The 13855-nt window shown below is 31.7% G+C and carries 10 protein-coding genes; 5 read left to right on the forward strand and 5 right to left on the reverse strand.

The window, feature by feature from the left end; all coding sequences use genetic code 11:
* Positions 1–35 precede the first annotated feature (35 nt).
* The 5 genes from mobC to BMW63_RS05925 all read left to right on the forward strand — a co-directional run bounded on the left by mobC (position 36) and on the right by BMW63_RS05925 (position 4306).
* The gene (mobC, locus tag BMW63_RS05905) at positions 36–2018 is read left to right on the forward strand and encodes a conjugal transfer protein MobC (protein WP_074722685.1); all 1983 of its coding nucleotides are present in this window, start codon (positions 36–38) and stop codon (positions 2016–2018) included.
* Positions 2019–2117: 99 nt separating this feature from the next.
* Positions 2118–2600: a tyrosine-type recombinase/integrase gene (locus BMW63_RS05910; protein WP_175460264.1), complete on the forward strand. Its 483-nt coding sequence runs from the start codon at positions 2118–2120 to the stop codon at positions 2598–2600.
* A 260-nt stretch (positions 2601–2860) separates the two neighbouring features.
* Positions 2861–3070, forward strand: a complete 210-nt coding sequence (locus BMW63_RS05915) for a type II toxin-antitoxin system Y4mF family antitoxin (RefSeq protein ID WP_016989164.1) — start codon at positions 2861–2863, stop codon at positions 3068–3070.
* Between the two features lie 2 nt (positions 3071–3072).
* Positions 3073–3387 (forward strand): HipA N-terminal domain-containing protein, encoded by a 315-nt coding sequence (locus BMW63_RS05920; RefSeq protein ID WP_074722242.1) that lies wholly within the window; start codon positions 3073–3075, stop codon positions 3385–3387.
* Positions 3380–4306 (forward strand): HipA domain-containing protein, encoded by a 927-nt coding sequence (locus BMW63_RS05925; RefSeq protein ID WP_074722244.1) that lies wholly within the window; start codon positions 3380–3382, stop codon positions 4304–4306. The genes BMW63_RS05920 and BMW63_RS05925 overlap by 8 nt, the downstream gene beginning before the upstream one ends.
* A gap of 122 nt (positions 4307–4428) precedes the next feature.
* Here BMW63_RS05925 and BMW63_RS05930 read toward each other — a convergent pair whose 3' ends face one another.
* From BMW63_RS05930 to BMW63_RS05950, 5 genes are all read right to left on the reverse strand, one after another.
* Positions 4429–8196 (reverse strand): YobI family P-loop NTPase, encoded by a 3768-nt coding sequence (locus BMW63_RS05930; protein WP_074722246.1) that lies wholly within the window; start codon positions 8194–8196, stop codon positions 4429–4431.
* A 107-nt stretch (positions 8197–8303) separates the two neighbouring features.
* Complete coding sequence (locus tag BMW63_RS05935) at positions 8304–11177, reverse strand: type I restriction endonuclease subunit R (RefSeq protein WP_074722248.1); 2874 nt, start codon at positions 11175–11177, stop codon at positions 8304–8306.
* 240 nt (positions 11178–11417) lie between these two features.
* Positions 11418–11924, reverse strand: coding sequence for a hypothetical protein (locus tag BMW63_RS05940; protein WP_074722250.1), 507 nt, complete (start codon positions 11922–11924; stop codon positions 11418–11420).
* A gap of 4 nt (positions 11925–11928) precedes the next feature.
* Positions 11929–12597 (reverse strand): DUF3800 domain-containing protein, encoded by a 669-nt coding sequence (locus BMW63_RS05945; protein WP_074722252.1) that lies wholly within the window; start codon positions 12595–12597, stop codon positions 11929–11931.
* A gap of 10 nt (positions 12598–12607) precedes the next feature.
* Positions 12608–13855: a restriction endonuclease subunit S gene (locus tag BMW63_RS05950; protein WP_074722254.1), complete on the reverse strand. Its 1248-nt coding sequence runs from the start codon at positions 13853–13855 to the stop codon at positions 12608–12610.

Consider the following 13855-nt stretch of genomic DNA (forward strand, 5'->3'; position numbering starts at 1 on the left):
CATTCTGATAATCAGTAAACTATTAAATTATGGCTATGCAAACTGGAGAAAACGACCAAGCCTTGAGGAAAATATTAGATATGACTCGGCTTATCAGCATCCTACTTTTAGGATTGCATTTTTACTATTACTGTTACTCCTCTTTCAAATTCTGGGGATTCAGTAGTGCATTTAGCGACCAGATCTTAGGCAATATTTATAAGGCTGGTTTATTTAGTAATTTTCATAAGTCAAAGTTATTTGCCTTAGGATTTCTTTTCATTTCTTTATTGGGTGCCAAAGGCAGAAAACAAGAGAAACTAAATTATAAAACAGCTTTTGCTTATATTAGTACGGGACTGTTAATCTATTTTTTAAGTTCGCTTTGCTTACTACTCAAAATCAATATAACGGAAGTAACGATTTTGTACATTTCGATTTCTTCGATTGGTTTTCTATTGATACTTTCTGGAGGTACTATTCTCTCCCGAATCATTAAAAACAGACTAAATAGCAAAGATATCTTCAACAAAGAAAATGAGACTTTCCCACAAGAAGAACGCCTACTCGAAAATGAATTTTCGATCAATCTTCCAGCGCGTTATCATTTGAAAGATAAGGTACGAAACAGTTGGATTAATATTATCAATCCTTTTCGAGCTTTGATGGTTTTGGGGTCTCCAGGATCCGGAAAATCCTATTTTGTTATTCGGCATGTGATTACCCAACATATTCGAAAAGGATTTACCATGTTCGTCTATGATTTTAAATTCGATGATCTTTCCAGAATAGCTTATAATACGTGGCTGAATCACAAACACGAATATCCTATAGATCCTAAATTTTACATCATCAATTTTGATGACTTAACACGAACCCACCGATGCAATCCGTTAGATCCTTCTGCTATGACGGATATTACAGATGCAGCCGAATCAGCCCGCACTATTCTTATGGGACTCAACCGAGAATGGATCAAACGTCAGGGCGATTTTTTTGTGGAATCTCCTATCAATTTTCTAACAGCTATTATCTGGTATTTAAAAAAATACAAGGAGGGACAATTTTGTACGCTTCCCCATGTGATTGAACTCATGCAAGCGGACTATGACAGTCTCTTTACCCTATTGCGCACGGAGAATGAAGTAGAGGTATTAATAAACCCTTTTGTCAATGCCTACCTCAACGATGTTATGGAACAATTAGAAGGTCAGATCGCTTCCGCCAAAGTAGCGATGGCACGTCTCTCCTCTCCCCAACTGTATTATGTTTTATCTGGAAACGATTTTACGTTAGATATCAATAATCCAGAAGAGCCAAAGATTGTTTGCATGGGAAATAATCCACAGAAAATACAAATATATGGTGCTGTTTTATCACTCTATGTAAGTAGGCTGATCAAACAAGTAAATCAAAAAGGCAAACAGAAAAGCAGTTTGATATTTGATGAATTCCCAACAATATATCTCAACAATATGGATAGCCTTATTGCCACTGCACGATCTAATAAAGTCGCCACTTGTTTGGGGATTCAAGACTTCAGTCAGCTCCGTAAGGAGTATGGACGCGAACAGGCTGATGTAATTATGAACATCACCGGAAATATTGTTAGCGGTCAGGTTACTGGTGATACGGCCAAACAACTTTCGGAGCGATTTGGGAAAATTATGCAGGACAGAGAAAGCCTTTCAATTAATAGCGGAGATACTTCTATAAGCCGTTCTAAACAATTAGAGTCTGCTGTGCCACCCTCCAATATTTCGTCTTTAAGTTCTGGTGAATTTGTAGGTATGGTAGCTGATGATCCTGACTGCAAAATTGAATTGAAGACTTTTCATTGCGAAATTCTAAATGACCATCAAGCACTTAAAAAAGAACAGGATAACTATAAAGAAATTCCAATTATTCGAAAGTTAGACAATGCCATGGTGCAGCGTAATTATCTTCAAATTAAACAGGATGTGCAGGACATTATTCATTCTGAGATGGAACGTTTGCTGAATGATCCTGGACTGGCTTACTTGGTGTTGAAGAAGTAGTCGATTGTATTGACTATTACGCCAAAGAAAGATTTTAGCTCAAATAAAGATCATCAATTTGCAAAAGACATGTATCTATTTAGTTTTTATTGTAGAGGAATGAATTTTATAGACTTGCTAAAATTAAACAACTCAAATTTGTACGATGGTAGACTATCCTATTTAAGAACTAAAACTGGGGTACACTTGAATTTTAAGCTGCGGGATCATTCGCTTAAGATACTAGAAGTTTACAATCAAAAATCAATGAACGCCTATTTATTCCCTCTTTTACTGACGGAAGAGATGACCACTAAACAGATTAAATACCGTAGTCATAAATTACTTGGGCAAATAAATCCAGGGCTGAAAGAAATGATGGAAGTTTTAAAAATTAGCAAGCATATCACTTTTTACACTGCGCGACATACGTTTGTAACATTTCTAAAATTTGAAACTACACCAATTGATGCCATTAGTGAAATGCTTGGTCATACCGAGATCAGAACTACTCAGGCCTACCTTAATAAACTACCCAACAAAAAACTAGATAAAATCATTGATGATGTATTTGAAAATTCCAAATATTTCAAAAAAAGTTAGATACATAATGCAGTAAACTGTTTTATAACAAGTTTGTTTACATCAAGAAAATGCGGTGGTAATTTTTGCTAATCACCGCATATATATATGATGATTATTACCGCTATATCAGTAATTTTACATCTTTCTTACTTTTAATAAGTAGAAACTATCATTTATTACTTAAATTTACTGCAATAACAGTAATATCGACTTATTTTCTATTAAAACATTTAATACATTAAATAAATACCGTATTTTTACCGCCTAAACAGTATAAAATGAATGATTTCAATTTAGGAACTTTGATAAAAGACCATCGAAAAGAAGCTGGACTTACCCAACTGGAGTTGGCAAACCTTGCAGGAGTAGGAAAAACTACTGTTTTTGATATTGAAAAGAACAAAGAAACGATACGCTTTAATAATCTGCTTGCAGTACTTAAGGTATTGAATATAAAAGTAGAATTCATCAGCCCTCTAAATAAATAAACATGAGACAAGCAATAGTATTGGTTCACGGCAATAGAGCTGGAATCTTATCCGAGATTACGAATAAAGAGTATCATTTTGAATATGATCTTGATTATAATAGTGAGTCGGTTTCTTTGACTATGCCTACAACACATAAAAAATACAGTTACAACTCCTTTCCTTCATTTTTTGAAGGATTATTACCCGAAGGTGTGATGCTAGAAGGATTGTTGCGCATTGGCAAAATTGACAAAAAAGATTACTTCTCTCAACTCATTGCTACAGGAAATGATTTAGTAGGATCTGTAACGGTTAAAGCATTAGAAGATGAATAGATGTCCCATTACTTACGAACTGTGCGGAACAGATAAATATAGCGTAAAAGGAATGCGTCTTATCGCTCCCAAATTAACGCACTTAAATGATTTGCCCTATACTGCTGTCGAACTTCGTCAAGAAGCCGCTAATAGAGCCAAAAAACTATCCATTCAAGGGGTACAACCAAAACTTAGTGCAGCTGTTTCTATAGTAGATCAAGAGTTTAAAATTGTAGATCAGTTTGGGACCTATATTATCAAACCGCAAAATGACTTATTCCCACAATTGCCCGAAAATGAGGACGTAACTATGCGCATGGCAAAAGCATTCGGCTTGGACGTTCCTTTTCATGGAATGTTGTACGGAAAAGATGGAAGTTTGTCTTATTTCATAAAACGTTTTGATCGTCACGGCAAAGGAAAAAAATATGCCACAGAGGATTTTGCACAATTGACGGGAAACACAAGAGATACCAAGTACCGTTTTACCATGGAAAAATTGATTCCGGTATTGGATGAATATTGTTCCTTTCCTGCTATTGAAAAAGCAGATTTTTTTAAGAGAATTCTTTTTTGTTTTATAACAGGCAATGAAGACATGCACTTGAAAAACTTTTCATTAATCACAAAAAATGGTAAAACTACACTCACTCCTATTTATGACTTTCTGAATTCTACCATAGCGATTAAAAATCCCAATGAAGAAATTGCACTGCCCTTGAAAGGAAAAAAGAGCAACCTGAAAGCCTCCGATTTTATAGATTATTATGCTAAAGAAAGATTACAACTCAACGAAAAAACAATAGCTACAATTCTAGAACAAATGAAAAAAGCAACTCCTAAATGGAAAGAGCTGCTTGAAATTTCTTTTCTTTCTGATGAAATGAAAGAGAAGTATTTGGATTTATTGGAAGCTAGAATAGGTATGTTTTTATAATTTACGCAAAAAATGCCGTGAATAAACTAGTTATTCACCGCATTTTTAAAATTTGATATTATGAGAGCTATTTCGTTTGTAAAAAGACTGTTTAGCGTATATAATAACTGTAATAATTTATTTTAGTAATTAGCAACAGCTCTAATAAGAGCTTTATCTTTCTTATCTATATCAAAACTATTAATCAGGTCCTTTGATTCTAGATTCTTAAGCAACTCTCTATTATATAAATTATCGCTAAATGATGGTCTATGCTTTTTTACAAATAATTCATTATAATAATACCCTACACTTTCAACCAAAGAAATAATGTTTTCATGATTTAAAACTTTGAAATATAAATTTATTAAACAAACCTTCTCTTTAATTGAATCTAAGTTTTTTACAATGCTTTGAATTGCAAGAAATTCAATATTTATTTTCTCACATTTGGTAAGGATAATTTCTCCAACTTTGTTAGCTATAGCTATATTGTCTGTAATTACTTGTTCATTCAGTTTAGAAATAAAGTTGAATTTACTGTTAGTATCAATTTTTTCAAAGTTCAAAATCATTAATATTTCATCTTCCTCTAATTCAAAATCATCTATCTTCTCGATAAATTTGTGAAAATCTTTTTTAATTAACTCAATATGATTCTTTGGAAAATTCTCTCTCAATAAATCATAATTTAACTTTGTTGTATTTAATATATTATTAGTTAAGTATTCGACTTTGTCGTCATCAAGATTCTCAAGAAGTAAAAAATCGATAGTATAAATACTTTGTTTAAAAATTGAGCTGTAACAATCATATGAAAGTTCATTACTTAAAAGCAATTTTTGTCTAAATGTAAAATAGTCAAAAGTTTCACTTGTGTCAATCATTTTTTCATTAGATAGTTCATTGTAAACATTATCTAAATTCAAATAGCTAGCTAATACTTCATCTATCACTTCTCCACACTCTATATAATAAACAACAATATTATTCCATAAAGGAACAACTTTATCGGCCCTCAAGAGCACCTTTTTTAAAACTCTGCTATTTATACTATTTAGGTCGGTAATCTTGGTTTCTACATTTACAATTATATCCGATTTTAAACTAAAATCTAAATCTCTATTATTCAATAAAATTAACAAGCTTACTTCGCTTTCAATCTTCCTTTGCTCTAACTTCAGATAAACATTTCTAACGTAATCATTTATTTCAATATTAACATATTCAATTAACGGTTGACAGTTAGAATAAATAATAGTTGAATAGTTGAAAATTTCAAAATTGATTTTACCTTCCCCGTATTGTTGCAACATTTGTATAAGATTGTTATTGTTAATCTCATAGTTGTTATTGTTGTAAACTAAATCAAAAGATCCTTGAGTTTTTTCAGTTGGATTATCCAATTTGTTGAATTTGATATCCAATACTTCAATAAATTTAGTGATTTTAGCAAAATAAAATAACTCATCAGATTCTTCTATTAAGGATAAAAAATGTGGGGTCTTTTCAATAGCTTCTTTAACTAACACAGTATTTTGACAACGCAATACTGTTCCAATATCTGAATATTGAATAATCAATCTCAAATATCTATTTACTTTTTCAATATTATAATACTCGTTAGTGTAAATATAAGCCCAAAGATTTTTCCAGCTATTAACTAATTTTTCGATAAACAATTTTATATCTGGGCCCTCTCTTGTAATATAATTATCAATAAACTCAATTGATTTGTCTTTCTCATTAGAAACCGTTTGAATTATTAAATCATATTGTCTCGAATATAAATTGTAATTCTTGGCCATATGATCTAATAAATCAAAATTTAAAATCGTCTCTCTTTCAAAATATTTTAATTCTAGATGAGAATTAATAAGATTATCAATGTGTGTCAGTTTATATTCAAAACCTTCATTAATACCACTTTTTACATTTCTTTCAAATTTTTTATCTTCTTTTGTAAGTGAGATTTCGTGAAATAATGATATATAATCATTGTAATTTTCATTAATATATCCCTCTAAAATCAAATTTCTCAATAATCCATTATTAGAAAAATCATTTAAGTATTGATTAATTTCAATCTCTTTAAAAATTTGCTTTAAATCCCAATTTTCAATTTCGCCTTTCTCTTTTTTTAATTTTTCAATTTCCTTTTGCAATATAGTAATTCGATTATTATGTTTATTTTCAATGAGTTGTACTCTTTGTTTGTATGTCAAATCTGGATTAACTTCATTTTCTATATCTTTAAATGATACATTACTAGTATATGCACCACTTCCATTTTGATAATATTTAAAACTTGTCGAGTTGATAATTACATCAAATATATCATCTGGCATTAAATCACTAAATCGGAGCCGTCTATTATTTATATATAAATCTGTAGCATTAGCAATTTTTTCTGAAATTTTAATTAAATATATTGGCTTTAATTCTTCAATATCAGAAATATTTCCAGCATTAATATTTTCAATTTCAGTCTCCTTAACGATTGTTTTTCCGGATATAGTAGAAATTAATTTTTGAATATATTTCTTTTTATCATTAATCAACTTATATAATTTTCCTTCTTTACTATTTAGCTTATTGAAATCTTCAGGGTCAATATTTTTATAAGTAATCATTGCAAATAGTTCTGCTTCACGCCCACTTAAAACATCCGGTTTTAAGATATTTCTATAAATAACAAACTCGTGGAAAATGTTTATCAATAATCTCATATCAATATCATCGATAAAAGTTGTTATATCAGAAATAAACATTCTAGGAAATACATCTTCTTCTAATTCAGATTCTTTTATTAAAGTCTTTAATTGGTCATTTGCATTTGAGGAATTGATGAAGGGGATTACAGGAATAATATATTCAAAGAATTTAACTCTTTCCTTTTTATCATTAAATAAATCATCACCAACTGCATATAAAAATTTAATTCCAAAATTTCTATAAGCAGGTTTATTTCTAATGGTATCAGCATTATTTAGTAGTATATTAAGTTCCCTTAATTTGGTAAAAATATTAGTATTATCAAATCGATCTAAATCTTCTATCACTACTACATTAAAGTCATTTTTTTCGAAATAATAAAGAATTTCATCATAATGCGCATTTAGTATTGACTTACTAGAATCATCTCCAATTTCAATTTCGCCTTTTAGGTTAACCTTATTTATTTTTGAATTACTGAACAATTCGACTACCAATTTTGAAAAATATCCAATTCCAAAAAAAGAAATTAGGATAACGCAAACAGAATTCCAATCTACATCATTTTTATAAATCCAAGTAATTGGATTTATATTGTCTAAATAATCATATTTAAAAAGTAATATTAAACATGAGAACCATAGAACAAAAGAAAAAGGAATTAATCCCCATAGTTTCCAATTTGGAATATTTACGATTCTTTTAAATCGAGATTCAGGAAGATTTGACGGCTTTACCTTATAGATTATCTGCTGTAAAATACTAATTTCAAGTTGCTTTTCAACTTCAGTATTACTTAATATTGTTTCTTTAAATTCATTTAAAATCTCTTTCTCAGCTTCTTTTTCTGACTTCCCATTTTTTATTTTTATTTCATAAATATCTTTAAAGTTGTCTTTAATTTTAGTTTGATTGAATGCAGCTAAAGAAATATTTAAAAAATTGAAATCGTTTCTATGCAAGTGTTGAAATGTTTTTAACAACGTACTTTTACCTGAACCATACCCCCCTGTTAAAGCAATATTATTTATTCCTTTTGCGTTTAAGGTGTCACATAATTTATCTAAATACGGTCGAACATTTGCAAGATCATTATTAGATGTTAATGTTTTTGGTGCAAGTGAAGATATGGAAGTTACTTCATCAATAACATTTACTGGTTTTCTTAAGAAAGCAAATACAGAGCTAAAATTCATCTCTTAATTTTTAAATTATATTTTTCGATAATATTTTTAATTGTGACTTTAATACTTTCAGAAAAAAACTTTTCCAAATAAATATTCCTGTCGCTTTTTGATACATTCTAAGCCACCATTCCCTTCTCAAACAACTCCACAAACTCCTTCATCTTTGCAATAATCCTATCCCCAATAACTCTGGCTTGCAAAATACTTGGTCTATTATCCAAGCATTGAAAAACCTCGTCTTTTATGGGTTCTCGGCCGCTGTAGATGTAGGCATCGATTAGGGCTTTGAACTGGGCTTTGTCCAGGTGTTCTTCTTCGCAGAGTTTACCTAAGGCTAGAACTTTTTGCTCTTGCCAGAATTTTTCAAATTCTTCTTCAATGGCATCGCCGTCTTTGATGTGCGGCATGTTTTCGTCAATGAATTTCTGAATCAACTCACGTTTACTTCTCAGTTTGATATCGCCACCTAATAAGTCCAATATGGCTTTACGTTGGGCTTTGGCTTCCGAGGTGTTGGCGCCTTTCAATTGTGATAATAATTTCAGGATATAAGCCACTCCTATTTTATCTCGGTGTATCAATTCCAATTCAAAATCAATATCATCTAGGATCGAAGTTTTCTGTACTTGGGTGTCTTGCTTCACCTTTTCGTACAAGTCCAAATACTTTCCTTTGTAATCTTCAAATTCTTGTTGCTCAATTTCTAAATCCTCCCAATCAAAATCAGTGTAGGATTGTAAGACATTCATGTTACGCATCAATTTCCGGAAGGCTTGCACAAATAAAGCTTGCGCTTCTTCGTCTTTCAAATCATTTACGCTCTGGTATGTGGGTGTAATTTCACGCAATGCTTTTAAGGCTTCGGCAAATTTTTCGGCTATTTTTTCATAGTCGGGAATCGTGACTACGTCTATGGCGTCTTTGTTCGAAAACAAAGTAATCGCATCGTCGGTCGCTTTTTTGAGGTTTCTAAAGGACAGAATATTTCCTTGTGACTTCTGTTCTCCCAGTATTCTGTTAGTCCTTGAAAATGCCTGAATCAAGCCGTGCTGCTTCAAGTTTTTATCTACGTACAAGGTATTTACTTTCTTGGCATCAAAACCGGTAAGCATCATATTGACTACAATAACAATATCTAAACGGTCTTTCTTATCATTGAAGTTTTCTTTCTCACGGTTTTTTAAACGCCCACTAATATCATTAAAATACGATTCAAATAACTTGGAATCTTTGGTAGTAAAGCTACCATTGTACATTTGGTTGTAATGCCCAATATACGTTTCTAGTTTATCTCTGCTGTGACTTGATGAATAACTACTTTCTGGTTCGGCTGCTACATCAAAATCATAATCTCCTGGCAAATAATCTTGCGCTTCGTCTGAATCTTCATTGGCACCATAGGTAAAAATGGTCGCTATGCGCAAATCGTGTTCTCCTGCTTCTTTCTTTTGTTGAAAGAAATCATAATACTGTATGGCATTGTCAATACTACTCACGGTCAACAGTGCCGAATACTGTTTGCTGAACGTTTTCTGATCGTGGTAGGCTATAATATAATCGACAATTTTCTCAATCCGTTTGGGCGAATCCAGCACTTCTTGTTTGTCTATTTCTTCTACTTCAATATCAATAAAAGATTTGCTTTTATTTTTGTATTTCCCCACATATTCTATTCCGAAAGGCAAAACGTTTTGATCATGAATCGCATCGGTAATGACGTATTTATGGAGGCAGTTGCCGAATAAATCTTTGGTGGTTCGTTTTCCCTTATCGTTTTTGGAAGCATTTTCAGCAAAAATTGGCGTTCCAGTAAATCCTATGAGCTGACTTTTATCAAAAAACTTCGTAATGCGCTCATGGGTTTCTCCAAATTGAGAACGGTGGCATTCATCAAATATAAAAACGATCTTCTTATGACGCAATGGTTCTATGCTGTGCTTGAATCGATCTGAAACAGCATTGTTTAATTTCTGAATCGTAGTTAAAACCAGTTTGGTATTGTCCGTCAGTTGCTTTACTAAGGATTGTGTGTTGTCAGTCACATCAACGCTGTCTTTCTTGAAGGCATTGAATTCATTCATCGTTTGGAAATCTAAATCTTTTCTATCGACTACAAATACCACTTTATGCACTTCTGGCAAATCCATTATAATTTGGCTCGCTTTAAAAGAGGTTAAGGTTTTCCCCGAACCCGTAGTGTGCCAAATATAAGCGTTATCGCTAGAATGTTTGACCTGATGAATTATAGCTTCGGTAGCGAAATACTGGTACGGACGCAAAATCATCATGACTTTGTGCGTCTCGTTGATGACAATATAATGCGCAATCATTTTGCCCAAATGGGTTGGATTTAAAAATGCTGCTGCAAATTCTATTAATTCGGTAATGTTTTTGTTATTAGCATCAGCCCAAAAGAATGTTTGTTTGACCGATTGTAATTTATTATTGGCCAAATACTTCGTATCTACACTATTGCTAATCACAAAGAGTTGCACGTATTGAAACAAACCGTGATTGCTCCAGAACGAATGTTTTTGATAGCGATTGATTTGGTTAAAGGCTTCTTTGATTTCGGTACCGGAACGTTTGAGTTCTATTTGTACCAAAGGCAAGCCGTTGACCAAAAGCGTCACATCATAACGGTTCTTGTAGCTTCCTTCTTGACTGATTTGGTTGGTTACCTGGTATACATTAGCAGTTGTATCTTCACTATTAAAAAAACGAACATAAAACGAAGTTCCATCTTCCTTAGTCAATTGAAAACGGTCGCGTAGGGTTTTGGCCTTTTCAAATACATTGCCTTTGGCGAGATGATTCAAAACGGCATCAAACTCTTTCGTACTGAAGCTAGTTTCGTTAAATAATTCCAACTGACTTTTTAGATTAGAAACTAAAGCGTCTCCATCTTGAATTTTTACAGACGCATAACCTAAACCCTGCAATTGCTGGATTAGGTTATTTTCTAATTGTGCTTCAGATTGATGGCTCATTTTTTTTCTCTTTAAACTGTCTAAAACTAAATCAATATATTGCTGCCCTTTGCTAATTATCTAAAAGTAAATATATTGAGACAATCATGTCTGTAAGTTTGTTTTTAACAATTTTGTTAATAACTATTGTTATTTGTTGATAAAACCGCTTTTTATTTCATATATTTGCACCGAGTTCATTTCTCATTTGAGAAAAGGAAATCGAGAAACGCAAGCCTAGATGCTCTGCGTTTTTTGCTTTTATATCACTTCTACAATACGTCTTTTATACTTCTTTTTTATCTTATCTCTCTGAGCATCTTTACCTTCTAGATAATATGCTGTAAGCAAGAAGTAAACATTCTGTTTTATTTTTGGTTCGAATACTAAAACATATTTTTCATCCTCATCGTATAAATAAGTTCGAAAACCTTCTGGCTCTTTCACAGTAAATAGTAACATATTGTCTTTCTTTTTCCCGTCAACATGATAGCGAACCCAATGCAACCTTTTTGAACGGCTCATCTCAAACTCCCTTTTATTAGTAGCACGATCAGTAATAACTGTCGTTAAATGTCTAAATAAAGTATCCATTTCTATTTTACCATCTTCAGGGCAGGGAATTAATCGTTTGCCATTAAAAGAAACAGGTTGTTTATTTGTGAAGTCTTTATCAAAAACACCTTTCAATGAAGCTCCTCTCTCTTGTGTATTAAGTGCTGCTAAATCAAGATGTGCATTGTATGTTTTTAATGTATTTAATGGCATAATCTTATCTTAATTCAATGAAAAAAAGGTTTAACTTATTCGAATAATTGGTTTTTAATAACGCATCATTACAATGGTGTTTCATTTTGTCAATTATCTGAATTTTTGCACTATTTTTTTTGTCTTCTTCATTGTGTAAATAAGATATTGCACCCATCATAAAATCGGTTACTTGCATGATGATACTTTCATGAGAACGCATGTTTTGCACTGTTCTAAAAATACCGAATTTTGCATTTAGAACCTCTTTTAACTTATTTACCTTATAAGCACTCAGTGTATCTTTTATGTCTAGGTAAACATTGTAATTGTACAAGCTGTTTAGATTGTGATTTAAAAGATAGTAATACATCTTATAATAAAAGTCGTCAAAGGTTTGATTGAATTGCTGGTTGTTAATCTTAGCTTTTTCTATACCTACTGTTCTAAATTGTAAATCGGTAGCAAAAAAATAATCGACCAACTCTAAATAAAATCGAATTTTAGATTTAGAAACATTTGACCATTTTATTTCAGCATAAAAATGGTGTTTCTTTTTTAATTCGTTTATTTTCTCAGTATGTAATTTAACTTGATTGTAAGCTACGCTTGTCGACCCTAAAAACATATATTTTTTATGGTCATTCTCAATATGACAACTTTCGTCACAATAGATATTGAATGTTTTATTCATAATGTATTTTTTACACAAACATTTGTTGCAACAACCCTTTTTTCCAAATCGTGGTTTGGTCTATTTGTTCTTGCCAATGATTAATTTTGACATCAATCGCCGATAGAAAATTTGCGATTTTCGTTTGTTCGGGTAAGCAGGGTAATGAAAAATATAACTCTGTCATCTGTGAAACTTTGATACTTGGTTGAACTGCTCCCATTTCTATTTGTTTAAATTTAAAATAATTATTTTGCTCAGTTAGAAGATAATACATAAATAATCCTAAATCATTAGAAAATCTTAGACCAATTATATTTTGAGCTATAACAGATTCATATTTAGCACTATAATAAGAACATAGTGCAGTATTCCCAACAGTAGAAAACAATACATCACCCGTTTCTAAATATTTTCTGAACCAATTTTTAAAAGTACTTTCATTTACATATTTTGAGACTACATTGTATTTTACTTCTTTAGACCCTAAAGAATTTACTTCAAGAAGAGGAATTCCTTCACTTTGAACTGGTGGTGTTTTCCCTCTATTATCAATAACCAGTGATAGCAAATCCCCCAACTTTTTCTCCTCCCAATCCGCAAAATCATTACCATTATCATCTTTAAAGCGGAGTTCTTGCGAGAAAATTTGCTGCATCACGCCTTTTTTGTATTGCTCTAAAAGGGTTTTCTTTTGGTTTAAGGAGGTTAGTTTTTCGTCGACTGCGGTGAGGAATGTGGTGATTTTGGTTTGTTCGGGAAGCTTAGGCATTGCAATTACTAAGTTCAAGAAATTTGGTTTTGAAATATTTTTCATACTTCCACTTGTTCCTGTCGCAATATTTGATATTTTCCCCATAGTCTTTTCTGACGAAAGAATAATGCTAAGCATTTTTGCGTTATTATTATTTTTATCAATCGTTGTCATCCATAATCTATCAGGAACAAATAAATTTGGATAATCATTTTCAATATAACCACTTTCTCCAACAAGTTGTGGAGTATTCATTCTACTTATAATGATTGCATCTTTAGCAGGATTAAGTTTTGCTCTTACTATATCTTCTTGAATGATTGTTTTATTTTGATTAGAATAAAACTTTCCTCCTGATATACTACTAGTTTTTAAAATCCCAAATTCACCATTTTCTTTTATTGGTTCATCTGTAGAATTTACACTTACACCAGAATCTAATTTTAAAATAATTTGACCTAACTTCTTCTCTTCCCATTCCCCTATAAACTCAGGAAAACGTAATTGTGGTAGTAGTTTTTCCAT

The sequence above is a fragment of the Flavobacterium frigoris genome, from assembly GCF_900111075.1.
Classification (GTDB): domain Bacteria; phylum Bacteroidota; class Bacteroidia; order Flavobacteriales; family Flavobacteriaceae; genus Flavobacterium; species Flavobacterium frigoris.